The 16,683-nt window shown below is 39.8% G+C and carries 15 protein-coding genes; 4 read left to right on the top strand and 11 right to left on the bottom strand.

The features are described 5' to 3' along the window. Positions 1–39 precede the first annotated feature (39 nt). The 9 genes from FA584_RS12230 to FA584_RS12190 all read right to left on the bottom strand — a co-directional run bounded on the left by FA584_RS12230 (position 40) and on the right by FA584_RS12190 (position 8,357). Complete coding sequence (locus FA584_RS12230) at positions 40–825, bottom strand: transporter substrate-binding domain-containing protein (RefSeq protein ID WP_167749623.1); 786 nt, start codon at positions 823–825, stop codon at positions 40–42. A gap of 348 nt (positions 826–1,173) precedes the next feature. Next, on the bottom strand, positions 1,174–1,887 hold the full coding sequence (locus tag FA584_RS12225; protein WP_167749622.1) for a sulfite exporter TauE/SafE family protein: 714 nt from the start codon (positions 1,885–1,887) through the stop codon (positions 1,174–1,176). 105 nt (positions 1,888–1,992) lie between these two features. Beyond that, positions 1,993–3,522, bottom strand: coding sequence for a BatD family protein (locus FA584_RS12220; protein WP_167749621.1), 1,530 nt, complete (start codon positions 3,520–3,522; stop codon positions 1,993–1,995). Beyond that, entirely contained in the window at positions 3,500–4,345 is an 846-nt protein-coding gene (locus tag FA584_RS12215; RefSeq protein ID WP_167749620.1) for a tetratricopeptide repeat protein, read from the bottom strand. Before FA584_RS12215 ends, FA584_RS12220 begins: the two co-directional genes overlap by 23 nt. Further along, complete coding sequence (locus tag FA584_RS12210) at positions 4,338–5,306, bottom strand: vWA domain-containing protein (RefSeq protein ID WP_167749619.1); 969 nt, start codon at positions 5,304–5,306, stop codon at positions 4,338–4,340. Before FA584_RS12210 ends, FA584_RS12215 begins: the two co-directional genes overlap by 8 nt. Before the next feature lie 3 nt (positions 5,307–5,309). Then, positions 5,310–6,191 carry a vWA domain-containing protein gene (locus FA584_RS12205; protein WP_167749618.1) on the bottom strand — a complete coding sequence of 294 codons (882 nt, stop codon included), beginning with the start codon at positions 6,189–6,191 and terminating at the stop codon, positions 5,310–5,312. Next, entirely contained in the window at positions 6,184–6,570 is a 387-nt protein-coding gene (locus FA584_RS12200; RefSeq protein ID WP_167749617.1) for a DUF4381 family protein, read from the bottom strand. The genes FA584_RS12205 and FA584_RS12200 overlap by 8 nt, the downstream gene beginning before the upstream one ends. A 1-nt stretch (position 6,571) precedes the next feature. Then, positions 6,572–7,399: a DUF58 domain-containing protein gene (locus tag FA584_RS12195; protein ID WP_167749616.1), complete on the bottom strand. Its 828-nt coding sequence runs from the start codon at positions 7,397–7,399 to the stop codon at positions 6,572–6,574. A gap of 10 nt (positions 7,400–7,409) precedes the next feature. Beyond that, complete coding sequence (locus tag FA584_RS12190; RefSeq protein ID WP_167749615.1) at positions 7,410–8,357, bottom strand: AAA family ATPase; 948 nt, start codon at positions 8,355–8,357, stop codon at positions 7,410–7,412. 228 nt (positions 8,358–8,585) lie between these two features. On the opposite strand from FA584_RS12190, the gene FA584_RS12185 reads away from it, so the two are divergent. Then, on the top strand, positions 8,586–9,206 hold the full coding sequence (locus FA584_RS12185) for a lytic transglycosylase domain-containing protein (RefSeq protein WP_167749614.1): 621 nt from the start codon (positions 8,586–8,588) through the stop codon (positions 9,204–9,206). A gap of 6 nt (positions 9,207–9,212) precedes the next feature. Here the strand turns inward: FA584_RS12185 and FA584_RS12180 are convergent, their stop codons facing one another. Both FA584_RS12180 and FA584_RS12175 read right to left on the bottom strand, forming a co-directional pair. Continuing rightward, a complete protein-coding gene (locus FA584_RS12180) occupies positions 9,213–9,884 on the bottom strand; it encodes a response regulator transcription factor (RefSeq protein ID WP_167749613.1) in 672 nt (223 codons plus the stop codon). Beyond that, a complete protein-coding gene (locus FA584_RS12175) occupies positions 9,884–10,945 on the bottom strand; it encodes a hybrid sensor histidine kinase/response regulator (RefSeq protein WP_096047440.1) in 1,062 nt (353 codons plus the stop codon). Before FA584_RS12175 ends, FA584_RS12180 begins: the two co-directional genes overlap by 1 nt. A 68-nt stretch (positions 10,946–11,013) precedes the next feature. Between FA584_RS12175 and FA584_RS12170 the strand changes: the two genes are divergently transcribed. The 3 genes from FA584_RS12170 to urtB all read left to right on the top strand — a co-directional run bounded on the left by FA584_RS12170 (position 11,014) and on the right by urtB (position 16,683). Further along, on the top strand, positions 11,014–13,647 hold the full coding sequence (locus FA584_RS12170) for a response regulator (protein ID WP_167749612.1): 2,634 nt from the start codon (positions 11,014–11,016) through the stop codon (positions 13,645–13,647). Between the two features lie 103 nt (positions 13,648–13,750). Then, positions 13,751–15,031, top strand: a complete 1,281-nt coding sequence (gene urtA, locus FA584_RS12165; protein ID WP_096047438.1) for an urea ABC transporter substrate-binding protein — start codon at positions 13,751–13,753, stop codon at positions 15,029–15,031. A gap of 50 nt (positions 15,032–15,081) precedes the next feature. Beyond that, positions 15,082–16,683 carry an urea ABC transporter permease subunit UrtB gene (urtB, locus tag FA584_RS12160; RefSeq protein WP_096047437.1) on the top strand — a complete coding sequence of 534 codons (1,602 nt, stop codon included), beginning with the start codon at positions 15,082–15,084 and terminating at the stop codon, positions 16,681–16,683.

The raw sequence follows: 16,683 nt of genomic DNA, 5'->3' as shown, positions 1-16,683 counted from the left end.
TTGGATGAAAAAATCGTTTACATGTAAAATGGTTTTGCCTTAAAAGAAAAATGGAATCCCAAGCGCATCGAACGTCGCTCTAGCCTCTGTGAGATACTTTTTCGATAGCGCATCAAACGTGCCGTCGCTTTTAGCGTGTTTGATAAACGCATTGACTTGCTCTTTGAGTGTGTCATTACCTTTTTTAATAGCCGCACCCCAATACTCAGGCTTTTCTTGAAACGGTTTTAACAGTGCAACGGTTGTCTCTTTATGATTAGCCCAGTTTTTATAGATCGTTAGCTGGTCATACAAAAAACCATCCGCTTTGCCTTGGATCACTTCTAAAACTGCGGCATTTTCTTTGTCAAAGACTAACAGTTCAGCATTTTTGAGGTATTGGTTTGCATAAAGATGCCCCGTTGTACCTTTTTTCACAGCAATCTTTTTACCCTTTTGGTTTAAATCCTCAATGCTTTTCACACCGCTTGTTTTGTTGGTTAAAATCGCCAAGTTGGATTGCGCGTAAGGAATCGAAAAATCAATCGTTTTTTGACGCTCATCCGTGATCGTCATTGAAGAGATAATGAGGTCAATTTTCCCTGTTTTGAGTGAAGGAATCAACCCATCCCACGCGATATTTTCGATTGTGACTTCGCGTCCAAGGTATTTTCCAAGTGCCTTTGCCAAATCGACACTTACGCCACTAGGCGTTCCATCTTTATCACTCATCTCAAAAGGAGGGTACTGCAACTCCATGCCAACGATGAGTGGTTTTTCTGCTGAATTTACAAGGGTTGTAAAAAGACTGAGTCCAATGAGAACGTTGATAAGGTACTTAAACATCGTCTTTCCTTTTAAGAAATTTCTCTATTGTATTAAGAATTTTCTTAGGTATCGGTTAGGGGTAGACTTTTAACTTTCTTTACATGTAAAGTTTCAAAACAGATCAAAATGGGTAAATATCCCCTTTCCTCAACTCCTAATTTTCTGCATACTAAAATCAAAAATTTAAAGATTCTAAACAAGAAATATTGATGTATAGTGTAGTGAAAGACTACGCTCTTTCAGCTTTTTTAAAGATAAGAGATTAACATGCAAAAAGGCTTCTTAGCGTTTTATAAGAAGCCTTTCTGTCTCAAAAGAGGCTAGATTTAGTGCCACAGCAGCATAGGTGTAGGCTTTGCAAGAACTTTATTGAAAAATCGATAGAATTGATTTGAGTGCCATAATAGAGAGCACTATTCTCAATGCAAAGAATAATTTTTTACCATCAATCTTATTCCTCAATTTTGTACCTACGTATGAGCCTAAAATAGAGCAGGCAATCATAAAGAAAATCATCCCAAGATAGTCAGCAAAGATAAATCCAAAATTGAGATAGACAAGTGCTTTTAAAATATGCGTAATGCTCATAAGCACCGCGGAGGTTGCAACGACTTTATCATTATCTTCAAACTCTTTTAGGAGTTTTGTTATGGCAAGTGGACCCGTTGTGCCGACAACAACTGAAAGTCCTGATTGAAAAAATCCAATGACGTAGTAGCTTTCATATTTTTTTATTTTCTCATTAAAGGTTTGAGACCATAAAGATAACAAGATATACGTTCCAATGAATAATGGGATATAGTTGATCGTAATAAGATTGAGTAAAAAAGCAAAGATGCCAACACCAATAAGTGAACCAATCAAGAATTTGGGGACAACACTGTACTGAATATCTTTATGTCCAAAATAGGCTCGTGATACATTGCTCGATATTTGTGTTAGTCCATGAACGGGGATAAGCGCGTTGAGTGGTAAAAAGGATGGAAGAATAGCGATCATTAATAATCCACCACCCATTCCTACCGCACCTGTAAGGACGGATGTTAGAAAAGTGATCAACCCCAAAATAAAGTCATTCATCAATGTGTAGCTCCTTGATCATTAAAAAATTATACAAAAATTTACCAAGCCACTCAAAATATCTTTACATGTAAAAATATTTGCAACGATTTTAACTTCAAAATTTTACCCAATCGCTCTTTCTTCCACGAACCGTTTGAGCTCTTTTTTGTCGATAATGTTCTGTGCGCCACCGTAAAGATTGGCTTCGAGTTTAGCTAAAATCTCCGCAATCAACGCATCTTTTTTAGCATAAGGAAGCAAGAGATCGAACAAGGCTTTATCACTTTTGGCTTTATCAATCGCGGATGCTAAAGCCTGTGTTTGTGAGATGGGGCGCGCTTTTTTGGTTTGAGCGAACCATACACCCAAGGCTAGAATGAAAAGAATGCCCAGTGCTGCGTAAAGAGCGTTCATGTACGGTTTAAATAAAAAGGGTTTTTTCGGCTCATCAGACGTTGCAGGCTCTGCCGTTGGTTCGCTACTTTTGTTTTTCTCTAACGTAGGAGCACTTTTTATCACTGCACCGATGATGTGAATGGGGATTTCTTTGGTTTTTTGAGTGACGACGGTATGCGTTTTGGCATCAAAGTAGGAGAGATCAAACGAGGGAATCGTGAAATCTTTATCGGAGACCAATGCGATATGCTCGCTAAATTCGCCTTCATAATCCTCTTTGTTTAACGAAGCATCTACTTTGGGGGCATCGGCATAAATGGCGACATCGTTGATGGAAGGATTGAACTGGGCGATGTCATCGATGTTTCCTTTGCCTTTAATGTGAAGAATCAGGTTGATGGGCTTATTGGGCTCAGTGGACGTTTTATCCACACTCGCTTCAATGGAAAAATCGCCATAGAGATAGGTGTTAGAAGGTAAAGGTTTTACGTTTACATGTAACGCGTTGGAGAAAACCTGTTTCCATTTGATTTGCATGGGAGCGAACAGTGAATCATTAAAAAAGCTATCCAGTCCACCACCTCCCATGTCTGTTTTAACCGCGGTTCCGACGCGTGAAAAGATGGCAGGAATCTCAATGTCGCCTGTTTTTTTAGGAAACAGCACGTAATCATACTGTTTGGTGACATACTCGCCTTCGACATTTTGATGCAGTGTTTCCTCTTTTTTAACCCAAAAATCTTTGAGTGAAAGCTCGCTCACTTCGACCTTATCGGCTTTTGCACCTACTTGTTGTTTGAAAACCATGCTAAGCTTTATCGGCTCACCCACATACGCACTCTTTTTATCGGCTTTGAGCTCAAGCACAAAAGGCTCACCCGACTTGCTGGCTTTGGGGGTTAAAACGGATATTTTTTGAGGCTCTGTGCTGTACGCTTTGCCTGCTATCGTAACGGAAAAGGCAGGAATGGTTACATCGTGCGTTGGCGAAAAGGTGTAACTGCGTGAAATATTTCGGGTGGTAGCGCCATTGATCATCTGAATGCTGTTGGCACTGGATGTGCCCAAAATGGGAAACTCATCAACCGAACTGATGCTTGGAAAGGTGACATCACTCCCTTCTGCACTCAGGGTAAAGGTCACGGCATCGCCTGGGTACAACGCCATCTTATCGACGCGAATGGAAGCGTCTGCGAAAAGAAACGCGCAGAAGCAGACGCAAAGAAGCGCCATCTTACCAAGGTTTTGAAGTATCATCTTTTTCTCCTTTGTTGCTTAGCGGCAACATCAACGTATTGACCCCTCTTTGATTGAGTATTTTGTCCCATTGGTGCTCTTCATGGTTGCTAATAGGTGCGCTAGCATCATCTGCTTGAGCCGCTTGCGCCTGTTGTTCATCTTTCGTATCGTCTTTTTTGGGTGCATCGTGCTTTTGTGCATCATGTGTATCAGACGAAGGCTTCTCTTCAGGTTTGGAAGATGTGGGCTGTTGCTGCGCCGAAGTGTTGGTGTCTTTAGCATTTTTTGGCTCATGTTGAGCAGGTTTGTCGCTTTGTTGCGGTTCAGAATTGCTTGAATTTTGAGAGGTATTGCTGTCTTTTGGTTGTTCTTTGGACGAGGATTTTTGTTGGTTGTCTTTTTTCTGATTGTTTTCAGATGAATTATTCTGTTTTTGGTCTTGTTTTTGTTGCTCTTTTTTTAAGAGCTCCAAATTGAACCGTGTGTCTTTGTCCTCTTTGAGTTTGAGCGCTGATTCGTACGCTTTGATGGCTTGATCATTTTGGTGTAATTGTGCGTAGCTATTGCCCATGTTATGTAAGGTTTGAGGCAAAAGTTTTGGATCTTTAACATGCTGATACGCCTCTAAAGCTTTGTCGTAGGCTTTTTCTTTGTAATAGGCATTGCCCAAATTGTACGCAGCGTTCTCGTTGGTTTGATCTAGGCTTTGATACAAGGATGAGGCTTTAGAATAATCGCCCTTTGCGTACGCCTCTTTGGCTTGATTTGCATTCCAAAAATCAAGTAACCCCGCTTGCGTAATGCTTATCAATCCGATGAGTAAAAGGAGTGATTTAACCATGAATTTTCCTTTGTGGTAAAGAAATCAAACTCAACAACAAGAAGAGGATGCCGAACATCAATGGGTAGTAAAAAAGCTCTTGATAGGCGTGAATCGTATCGCTCTTACGGGTATGGCTTTTAAATTTAGAGCGAATATCTTCCACCATCGCTTTGATGTCATCATGGCGTAACGAGTAGTGCAAGTAGGCTCCATCGCTTTGAAGCGCAAGCTGTTTGATCGACTCGTTGAGGTGCGTGATGACGACATTGCCTTTGGCATCGGTGAGCATTCCATTTTCACCCTTAATCGCACCGCCTTTTTCCGTACCGATAGCATAAACATAGACTTTAATGCCGTGTGTTTTTGCATAAGCGATCTCTTTGTCAAAGGTCTCCGTATCGCCACCATCAGTGAGTAAAATCAACGCTTTGTGTGTGCTCTCTTTCATCAAGTTTTCCGCACTTTGAAGGGCGGAGAGGATATTGGTTCCTTTTTGCGATACCGAGCGAGCATTCATGTGTTCGACCAAAAAGCGCAAGGTGTGAAAGTCTCGACTGAGTGGAGCGACCAAAAAGCCTTGTGAACTAAAACCGATCACCGCGACATTGGCTTCAGGAAAGACATTTAAAAGATCATCAAATTTTTGCTGAGCGAGCGCAAAACGGCTGGGGTAAACATCATCGCTGAACATGGAAGCGGAGAGGTCAAAGCCCACAACGACATCTATTGACGTGGTATCGACGGTGATTTCGCCTTCCTTGAGAACGGGGCGAGCAAGAGCGATAATGACAAAACTCATCGCCAAAAGCATCAACACATTGCGCGAACGCCTCGAAATACTTTGGCGTGAAAAGCTAATTTTGGCAAAGATTTCAGGGGCAAAGAGTGACTCTAGACTGCTGCTGCGACGTGTGAGAAAATAACTGAAGGGTAGCAGTGCTAAGAGTGCCCAAAAAGCTTCTGGATTTAAAAATTCCACACCTTACTCCTTGTTGGAAAGTATCATATAAAGTCCCATAAATACAAGGGATCCTATGAGAAAATACTGAAAAAAGTACTCTTTTTTAACGTACTTGTCGGCGGTAATTTCACTTTTCTCAAGGCTGTCAATTTGATGGTAAATCTCCTCCAAGCGTTGTTTGGAATTGGCTTCAAAAAAGATGCCGCCCGTCTCTTTGGCGATGGTTTGCAAGACCGTTGGATTGTAGTCGTTTGAGCCACCAACGCCTATGGTGTAGACTTTGATGTGGTATTTTTGCGCGGTGCGAATGGCGACATCAATGGGAATCGTGCCAGCGTTATCCATACCGTCAGTGAGTAAAATCGCAATTTTATTTTTAGAGGTCGAGGTTTTAAAGATGTTACTGCTGAGATAAAGCGCTTCATAGAGTGCGGTTTGATGCACCCCTGCAACACCTGCATCAAGGCGACTGAGCAGGTCGAGCAAACTGGATTTATCAAAGGTCAGAGGGACTGCCACGTACGCAAAATCGCCAAAAACACTGAGGGCTAATTTATCGTCTTTGCGCGCTTCGATGAACTCTTGAACGATGGATTTGACGATGCCTATTTTATTGCTCTCATGCATCGAACCGCTCACATCTAAAATCAACGAGAGCTCATACCCTTTGCCATGCTGAATAATCGTCTCATCTTTGATGATAGGCGAAGCAAGAGCGGTAACAAGCGCAAAAATGGCTAGGTATTTGCTGATCAGTCTTGCATAACCGCCTTTGTGTTCGACCTGTTGAAGGAGCGGTAGATTGGGAAAAATCAAAATAGAGCTTCGCATTTTAAACCACTTGAAGCCAGCGAAAAAGAGGAGTAAAAGCGCAAACGCGTAAGGGTATTCAAAACTAAACATGGGAAACCTCTTTGATAAACGCTTGCATACGACGCGTCATCGCTTCATCCAACGAAGGAACTTCTTTTTTAAATTTGTACGCTTCTAGGTCTTGCACAATCGTCTCAAAATTCTTTACATGTAAAGAGTTTTCGCCCAGTACTAGGTACCCATTGTGGGTAAAACAGTACGCCGCTTCTTTGGCATCGCTAAAGTCCATCTGCTTCAACGCAAGAAGTGCTTTTGCTCTCACACTGTGTGCTTTTTTGCGCTGATGGGAACGGTACCAAAGAGATGCTCCAAGAAGCAGAAGGCACACCAAGGCAAGAGCTGCGATGATGAGCCAAAGCGTGGGAAAAGGAATTTCAACCAAGCCTTTAATATCACGTAATTGCTCCATCTTAACCCCTAAAAAGTTCAAACAACTTCTCATACGGCTCTTCATCCGTATAGAGTTTGGTGTGTTTGATTTTATGTTTTTTAAAATGCGCGATGGTTCGAGCGTCTTGCTCTTCCATCTTTTTGGCGTAAGCTTTGAGTTGTGAACCACTTAGTGAAAAAGAGCTCTGGTGCATCGTATTAGGGTCGATGAGCGTGTGCTCACCTTGCAATTTGGGGGACTCCTCAAAGTGGTCGCGCACCATAATGGCATAAACTTCATTGCGTGCCATCAACGCGCTCAAATCCACATCGCCGTAAAAATCACCAATGACAAACATGAGCGATTTGCGTTTGATGCGGTTCATCACGTAGGTATTAAGCGCTGTGTAGTCCACGGTTTTGGAAAGGGGATTGAGCGTTAAGGCCACATCCAAAAGGCGTTCCAACGAGCCCATGTTTTTGGTGGGAGCGTGAAAAAACTCCTCTTTATCACTAAAAAAGAGCGTACTTAAGTAATCACTCTGATGCAGTGTTGCAAAGGAGAGGGCGGATAGTACTTCTGCCATGCTCTCTTGTTTGAGTTTTTGCGTTCCAAAGTAGATGCTTCCGCTCACTAAAAAAACGACCAATACATTTAAAGCGCGCTCTTCGTTGAAGCGGTTGACATAAGGACTTTGCTCACGTGCGGTCACTTTCCAGTTGATTTTGCGTATTTCATCGCCAAAGGTGTACTCTTTGATCTCTCTAAAATCAATCCCTCGTGATTCAAAAATGGAGGGGTGATTGCCTGAGTGGAGTGCGAAAATCTTCCGCTTGGTTTTAACCAAGATGGCTTTTTGAGTCTGCATCATGATACCTTTACGGTACTTTGATCGTCTGCATGATTTTTTTGATGATAAAATCCACGCTGATATCTTCTGCTTCAGCTTGGTAATTTAAGATAATGCGGTGACGTAATACCCCCGATACCACCTCTGCCACATCATAGGGAGAGACATAATCTTTGCCACGAATCAGTGCTAGCGCTTTAGAGGCTTTAAGCAGATCAATGGAGGCTCTAGGACTCGCCCCAAAATGAATATACGTTTCTAAGGATTCCAGTCCATACGCTTTAGGTGAGCGCGTGGCAAAGATGATTTGCAGCATGTACCTTTGCAAGGCTTCATCGATGTGGATGGTGGAGAGTTGCTGTTGAAGATGCAAGATGTCTTGGGCATCAGCCACTTTGACAATGCTCTCAAATCCTCGTTGTACGACACGATTGACCACTTCCATCTCTTCTTCAAAACTGTTATAGCCCACAATGATTTTCATCAAAAAACGATCCAGTTGCGCTTCGGGCAAACGGTATGTGCCTTCGTGTTCGAGCGGATTTTGCGTTGCCATGACTAAAAAGGGAAGCGAGAGGGTAAAACTCTCATCGCCGATGGTCACTTGTTTCTCTTGCATCGCTTCCAAAAGGGCAGATTGCACTTTAGCAGGCGCTCGGTTAATCTCATCGGCTAAGAGAAGATTGGTAAAAATAGGGCCATGCTTGATTTTAAAATCACCATTTTTTTGGTCGTAAATCTCCGTTCCAATGACATCGGCTGGCAATAAATCAGGCGTAAATTGCACCCGTTTAAAATCCAGTCCTAGTGCTTTTGAGAGCGCATTAATCGCTGTCGTTTTGGCAAGCCCCGGTACACCTTCGACCAAAATATGCCCACCACTGAGTAGACCTATGAGCATGGCATCCACAAGTTCTTCTTGTCCAACGATCACCTTCTTAATCTCTTGTTTAATGGCTTGAAGTGTGTTTTCCACATTATCACCTTTTTTGATTTTTTTCTTAACCGTAGTCTATAGGATCAAAATTAATATTTTTTAAATACTACCTTAACGAAATAGATAAAAATCTACAAAATCTAATACGTTTGATGTGCGTCACACAGGTCCAAAAGAGTGCCAATGGCGCAAGAAAAGAGTCTTTATAGAGAATAAAGTTTGCTTCATTTATAATGAAACAAAGTTTAGAAAAAGAGGAGGCTTAAAATGTTACGCATGATTGTACTAACCCTTTTTCCTCTTTTTTTATGGGCAGCACAGCCCAATACGGGCGAAAATATTTGGGTAAAAGTGGGGCAAATTTACGGCATTGAACCACGTCTTTTATACTCCATCGCCAAAGTCGAAAGTGACCTTGATCGCTACGTGGTAGCCTTTAGCGCCAATAAAATGACTCCACAGCAAGCGCAAGAACTCAGTACTTTTTTAAGACAAAAAGGGATTGAGAGTAAACAGTATTCTCAAGTCATTGCCATTAAGAGTAAAAATAAGTATGAAGCCAGTCATGTGGTGCATTTTCTCTACACCCATAACTACCCGCGTTTTGACATGGGCATTATGCAGATCAACTCGATTCATAAACCTTTATTGGATAGAGCCAATATTTCACTCTACGACCTTTTTGATCCCAAGATCAACATACAAGTGGGAGCTTACATTTTAGCAACCTGTTTTGCGAGACACAAAAATAACAAAGATGCTATTAACGCGTATAACGGCAAGATTGATGACAATCCTTATTCTGCTAAAGTGTTTAAAGAGTTTCAAAAATTGTATAGCTCGTACCAGAGAGACAAAACGAAGCTTTATTACCGCGACCCATCATAATGCATCTCAGTACTGCATTGAAATAAGCTTATAGCCTACACTTCTGACATTAACAATCATACCATTAGAAAGTTTTTGTTGCAATTTGAAAATAATTGAGCGAATAGAAACGGCTTCCAACTCTTTGCCATCCCAAACATACTCACGGATAGTCTGAATGGATACTGTTTGATTAAGATGTTGGATCAACAAGGCTAGCAGCAATTTTTCCTTATAGGTCAATGTGATTTCATGACCAGCTTTGAGAAGTTGTTGCTTTTCAACATCAAAGCCAAAACCATTGCCAAATAGTATTACGGTAGAGGTGCTTTGCGTTGGATAACGTTGTTTAATAAGGTAGCGAATGCGTACAAGCAGTTCTTCAATGGTGAAAGGTTTTTTCAGATAGTCATTACACCCTAAATCATAGGCTTTTTTGATGTTGTCAATATCTGAAAATGCACTGATGATAATTACAGGAAGGGATTGGTGTTGATTGCGGATAAATTCGAGCATTTGAAGACCATCAAATCCTGGCACATTAATGTCTAAAATATAGATATCATAACTACTATGGATAATTTTGTCTAAAGCGCTATATCCATCTAAAAAATTTTCTACTACATAATTTTGCTGTTCCAAGAGTTGTTTGATGATTTTATTCAGTGCTACATCATCTTCAAGTAAAAGAAGTTTCATTAATTGTTCACTTTCTGACTTAGTACACTCACATCATATAAAAAGGTCGTGCCATTATTTTTTTGACTTGACACATCAATTGTAATTGCGTATTTATTGCAAATTTCTTTGACGATAGTTAAGCCAAGTCCTAAACCAATATTGGCAATGGATTGCTGATAAAAAGGCATAAAAATATCAACTCCCTCTTCAATTCCCATACCATGGTCTTGAATTTTTATAATTTGCTTTTGTTCATAGTCTCCCATAAAAACATCAATGCTTTGATTAGGTTTAGAATATTTAATGGCATTGGAAAGTGTGTTATCAATAATACGCTCTAACTCATATTCATTGATGATGATTGTGAATTCATTGGAATATTCAAAGTTGATATGTACATTTTTGATACGAGCTATTTCATTGAAGAAGCTAATGCGAGATGCCAAAAAAGGAAGCACGAAAATCTCTTTTGTTTCATAGTGGCGTGACTCTTTTTTTACTAAATACGAAAGGTCACTGTAAATAGATGAAAGCGTTTTGGTGGATGCTTTGATAGCATTGAGTTCATCTCTTTCTCCTAAAACTCTTTCTAGAGCATCACTATTCAGTGAAATAATACTTAAAGGTGTGTTGATCTCGTGCATAATTTTTTTGATAAAAATATCTTGGTGCTGCAAAAGCTTTTTAATCATTAATTTATTTTGATGAATTTGCAATTGTGTTTTAACGCGTGCTAAAACTTCTTTAGGTTCAAAGGGTTTGGTGATATAATCAACACCCCCTTCTTCAAAGGCATGTATTTTATACTCCATATTATCCAAGGCACTGATAAAGATGACAGGAATTTCTTCGAGGAGCTGATTCTTTTTGAGCAGTTTGCAAACGGAAAAGCCATCAATGATGGGCATTTTAATATCAAGTAAAATAAGATCAGGGATATTCCATTTGGTTGCTTCTATCGCCATGTAACCATCCGAAGTGGCTTTGATATCGTATCCCTCTTGGATAAGAATACGCCGTAAATAGTGGAGATTTTCGGGTTGATCGTCAATAATTAAGATTGTATATTTTTTATCCATGATAATGGGTGCTTTTTGGATTAGGATTTGGTTATTATAAGTCATTTACATGAATTCAAGGTTAAACGATGAAACTCAAAAAGCTTTTTATTGTTCTCTTCTTCATCAATACGTTGTTCCTTTGCTTTGTTGTTTTTATTATCAATGATTACAATCAAGCTATTCTGCAACTCGAATCTGCTTACAAAATGCAACATAAATCTTTTGTACTTGCCAATGAATTACGTCAAAGTTCCGATGATTTAACGCGCGTTGCTCGCACCTATATCGTGACGGGTAAAATGATGTTTAAAAAGCAATTTCAAACAATTTTGGATATTCGTGATGGCTTAATACCGAGGCCTAAAAACTACAATCGTATTTTCTGGGATTTTTATACATTAGATGGTAGCGAACCTGTGTTTGATGGTAATGCGATATCCCTTAAAACATTGATGAAAGAAGCGGGTTTTGAACAAAAAGAGTTAGATTTACTCTATGATTCAAAAGCTAAATCAGACCAGTTAACCTATCTTGAAACAAAAGCGATGAATGCACTTGTGGGCATTTTTGAAGATAAAGATGGCAACTATACCGTGCACAAAGAACCTGATCCTGCCTTGGCTCGTAGCATTATGCATTCGGATGAATACCACAAAGCTAAAATAATGATTATGAAGCCGATTGATCATTTTTTAGAAGCGTTTGAAAAACGGACAAAAGCACGAATTTTAGAGGCACATGAGCGGGTTAAAAAATTAGAAACTTATGTCAGTTTTGTCATTATTGCGTTAATTGTTTTAGTTCTTTTTTCATTCACTATTATTTTATCGCGCATCATTGATCCCTTAGAGACACTTAAAAACGCAATGCTACAATTGGCAAAAAACGATATGGATACGGTTATACCCACATATAAAAATCATGATGAAGTGGGAGAGATGATCGATACGATGACCATATTTAAAGATAATGCTATGAAACTCATCGAAAGCGAGCAGAAAAATAAATCACTTTTAGATTTGGCAGCAGAAGGTATCTTTGGGTTGGATGCAAAAGGGCGTATTGAATTTATCAATCCTATGGGGTGTAGCCTTTTAGGCTATGAGCATCAAGAAACGTTAATTGGAAAATACCTTTATGAAATGACTGATTCTGAAAAAATGAATCAAAAATCTACCTATACGCAGCGTATGATGCTTGAAAAAATAGCTGATATGCAGTTTGCAACAAAAGAGGGTGTGTTTTTCCCTATTGATTATGTGAGTACGCCGATGTTAAATAAAAAAGGCTACATTGAAGGTGCGGTTGTTGTTTTTAGCGACATAACAGAGCGCAAACGCTACGAAGAAACCCTGAAAAAAGCCACCGAAGAAGCCAAAGCTGCCAATCACTCCAAATCGGTTTTCTTAGCAAATATGAGCCATGAGCTACGCACACCGCTTAATGCAATTTTGGGTTTTGCGACACTGCTATGTCAGTCTTCACATCTTCGTGCCGTGGAAAAAGAGAATGCCATGATTATTGAAAACAGTGGAAAACATCTGCTAGAACTCATTAATGAAATTTTAGAACTCTCTAAAATTGAAGCGGGGAAGATTTATATTAAACCAACGACCTTTGATTTTTATCAAAGCATTGCAACGATTCAACAGATGTTTCAAAGCCGTTGTGAGGATAAAGGGTTGGCATTTCAGATTGAACTTGATCCGAGCGTTCCTCGTTGGATTATCTGTGATGAACAAAGGCTAAGGCAGATTATTATCAACCTTTTGGGTAATGCAGTTAAGTTCACAGAAGATGGCTCTATTCTTTTACATGTAAACTTTTCACAGAACCAATTAAAGATTTTTGTACGCGATACCGGTATTGGAATCGACGAAAAATATACAAAGAGTATCTTCAAACCATTCGAACAAATTGAATCGGATAAGTACAGTAAAAGTGGAACAGGATTGGGGCTTGCCATTACCAAAGAGTTGGTTGAACGTATGGGAGGCAGTATCGAGCTTGAAAGTACGTTTGGGAAGGGAAGCACGTTTCGTTTTTGGGTTGACGGCGAGATTCCTTTAGAAGAGCCAACGTTACATGTAAAAGAACAACCGATTCAAGCGCTTATCAGTGATACTCAAAAAACAATTTTGATCGTTGATGATATGCCTCAAAACCGCTTTCTTATTCGTCAAATTTTAGAGCCATTTTCTTTTAATCTTTTAGAAGCAAGTGATGGCTTGGAAGCAATAGAACAGGCTACTTTGCATTCCGTTGATTTGATTTTTATGGATATCTTGATGCCAAAACTCGATGGATTAGAAGCCACAAAGCGTCTGAAAGTCTCTGCTGTAACCAAGCATATTCCTATTATCATTGTCTCCGCCCATGTTTTTTCGGAAGATAAGCAAGAAGCCCTAAGCGTTGGAGCACATGACTTTTTACAAAAACCGATTGATGAATACGCTTTAGTGACAAAACTTGCCAATGCACTCCATCTTGCGGTGGTGTACGCATCGCAAGAGTCTAAACCTTTACATGTAAACGAAGATGTACAACAAAGTCTTGATCCTCTCCTCTTAAAACAGTTTGTGGATGCTTCCATGAGGTTGGATGGAGAGATGATTCAAACGCTTCTTGCTCAGCATACGCTAAGTGAGGAATTTACGCAAAAAATTCAAGAAGCATTGGAGCGTTTTGATTTTGGTAAAATCGCTAAAATCTGCCAATGATTAAAAAATAAACATTCACACTCTTTCTGAAAGAGAAAAAACAACACTTGCGCAACACTTCTTTTTTATAATTGTTTTTGAAAATTATAAGGAGGCAAGCAAAATGCTTAAGAGTATTGTTAAAAGTATATCCATCGCCGCCATCATTGGTATGGGATATATGGCACAAGCGGCAGATACGATTAAAGTTGGTGTTTTACACTCACTATCAGGAACCATGGCCATCTCAGAGACAACACTGAAAGACACGGTTTTAATGCTCATTGAGGAGCAAAATAAAAAAGGTGGCGTATTAGGTAAAAAGCTAGAGCCTGTTGTCGTTGATCCTGCTTCAAACTGGCCACTGTTTGCTGAAAAAATGCGTGGACTTTTAACCAAAGACAAAGTCGATGTTACCTTTGGCTGCTGGACATCCGTTTCTCGTAAATCTGTGCTTCCTGTTGTGGAAGAGCTAAATGGCATTTTGTTTTACCCTGTTCAATATGAGGGTGAAGAGTCTTCTAAAAACGTATTTTACACAGGGGCTGCACCTAATCAACAAGCGATTCCTGCTGTGGATTATTTGATGAAAGATATGGGCGTAAAACGTTGGGTATTGGCTGGAACAGACTATGTTTATCCACGAACAACCAACAAAATTTTACAAGCATACCTTAAATCTAAAGGTGTAAAAGATGAAGATATTATGATCAACTATACACCGTTTAGTCATTCTGACTGGCAAAGTATCGTAAGTGATATCAAGAAATTTGGTTCAACGGGCAAAAAAACAGCCGTTGTTTCAACTATCAATGGTGATGCAAACGTTCCTTTTTACAAAGAACTCTCTAACCAAGGCATCAGTGCTGAAAATATCCCTGTCATAGCATTTTCTGTAGGCGAAGAAGAACTTTCAGGCATAGATACAAAACCATTAGTTGGACATTTGGCTGCTTGGAACTATTTCCAAAGTGTCGATACGCCTATCAATAAACAATTCATTTCTACGTGGAAAAAATATATCAAAAACGATAAACGTGTGACTAACGATCCGATGGAAGCAACGTATATTGGGTTTAATATGTGGGTTAAAGCAGTGGAAAAAGCAGGTACAACCAAAACCGATGCTGTCCTTGATGCAATGATCGGTATCACAGTACCCAACCTCACTGGTGGTTATGCTACGATGATGCCAAACCATCACTTAACCAAACCTGTTTTAATTGGTGAAATTCAAGAAAATGGTCAATTTGAAACCGTTTGGAAAACACCTGACACCGTTGTGGGTGATGCATGGAGCGATTTTCTTCCCGGAAGTAAAGATCTTATCGCGGATTGGAGATCTCCACTTCATTGCGGTAATTACAATGTTAAAACCGGTAAATGTTCCGGACAAAATTATTAATGGTCTTTTACGGAGGGAGTTTCCCTCCGTATTGACGATATGAGGCGCACATGAAAACAGTATGGGTAAGCATTATTCTTTTTTATTTCTTATTGGTTTCACCGCTGAATGCAAGTGATTTTCATGAAGATATCCTTGCGTTAACATCGAATAGCTTTACACAAAAAGAGAGTGTCATCGATCATTTGAGCCAATCATACAGTGATGATGAAAGGCTATCAACCCTTCTTACAGCATTGTTAAACGGTGATTTGTATGTGACAGCTGATTTGGGACAAATCGTTGCAGTTGTGCGCGAAAAAGAGGATAGTCTCGAATGTAAAAATGTAGAGACAAATCAACTTTTAGAAGCACAGCCAAAAGCATCCTTTCAAAAGATTAAAATCAATAATAAATTAAGAAGTGTTGTTCGCAGTAAACTTGCCGAACTCAATCTTTTTTCTAAAAAAACTTCTGTTCGTTTGCAATCGGCTAAAGATATTCTCAAAAATACAAGCGAAGATAACATAGAACTCGTTACCAGAGCACTCGCTGTTGAAAAAGAGAGTGCAGTACGTAAAGTTCTACAAGAAACGGATTGGATTTTGAAGGTCAAATTTGGATCTGATGAAGTGAAACAGCAGGCGATTACTGCACTTAATGATGCATTATCTTCGGAGGCTTTACAGGCTTTAAATGCCTTTATAGTAGCAAGTGAAGATGGAAATCTTAAAGCATTAGCCGCAAAATCTGTTACATCTATTGAGCAGAGTAGATCCGTTTACGCATGGATAGAAAAAGCGTTTTTTGGCTTAAGTCTCGGTTCGGTTTTATTGCTAGCTGCCATTGGTTTGGCTATTACCTTTGGTGTTATGAAAGTCATCAATATGGCGCATGGTGAGATGATGATGCTAGGCGCCTATACTACTTATACGTTGCAACAAATGATGCCTCAAGCTATTGAATATTCTGTTTTATTAGCGATTCCACTTGCCTTTTGTGTAAGCGGTCTTGTAGGCATTATTATTGAGCGTTTAGTGATTCGTCATCTTTATGGAAGGCCACTTGAAACACTTTTAGCTACATTTGGTATTAGCCTCATTTTACAACAAGTGGTGAGAAGTGTCTATTCTCCTCTCAATCAAGAGGTTAAAACGCCCCAATGGATGAGTGGAACGTTAGAAATCAATAACGCCTTATCGTTAACTTACAATCGTTTGTATATTGTTGTTTTCTCTTTAATCGTTTTTGGTGGTATTTTAGCACTCCTTAATAAAACATCGTTAGGGCTAAAAGTACGTGCGGTAACGCAAAATAGACGCATGGCTCAAGCCATGGGAATCAAAACGGGGTGGATTGATGCGCTAACCTTTGGTCTAGGTTCGGGTATTGCGGGTATTGCAGGAGTTGCACTCAGTCAATTAACCAATGTTGGTCCTAATTTAGGGCAAGCGTATATCGTGGATTCATTCATGGTCGTTGTCTTTGGTGGTGTTGGAAATCTATGGGGAACCTTGATTGGTGCGATGACACTCGGTGAGATTAATAAGTTTATTGAACCTGTTGCAGGTGCGGTGTTAGCGAAAGTGATCATTTTGATCTTCATCATTCTTTTTATACAAAAACGACCTCGAGGGCTTTTCCCTCAAAGAGGCCGAGATGCACAGGATTAA

It is taken from the genome of Sulfurospirillum diekertiae (assembly GCF_011769985.2).
Classification (GTDB): domain Bacteria; phylum Campylobacterota; class Campylobacteria; order Campylobacterales; family Sulfurospirillaceae; genus Sulfurospirillum; species Sulfurospirillum diekertiae.
Note: the sequence above shows the minus strand (reverse complement) of the source record. Positions and strands in the feature narration are given on the sequence as shown.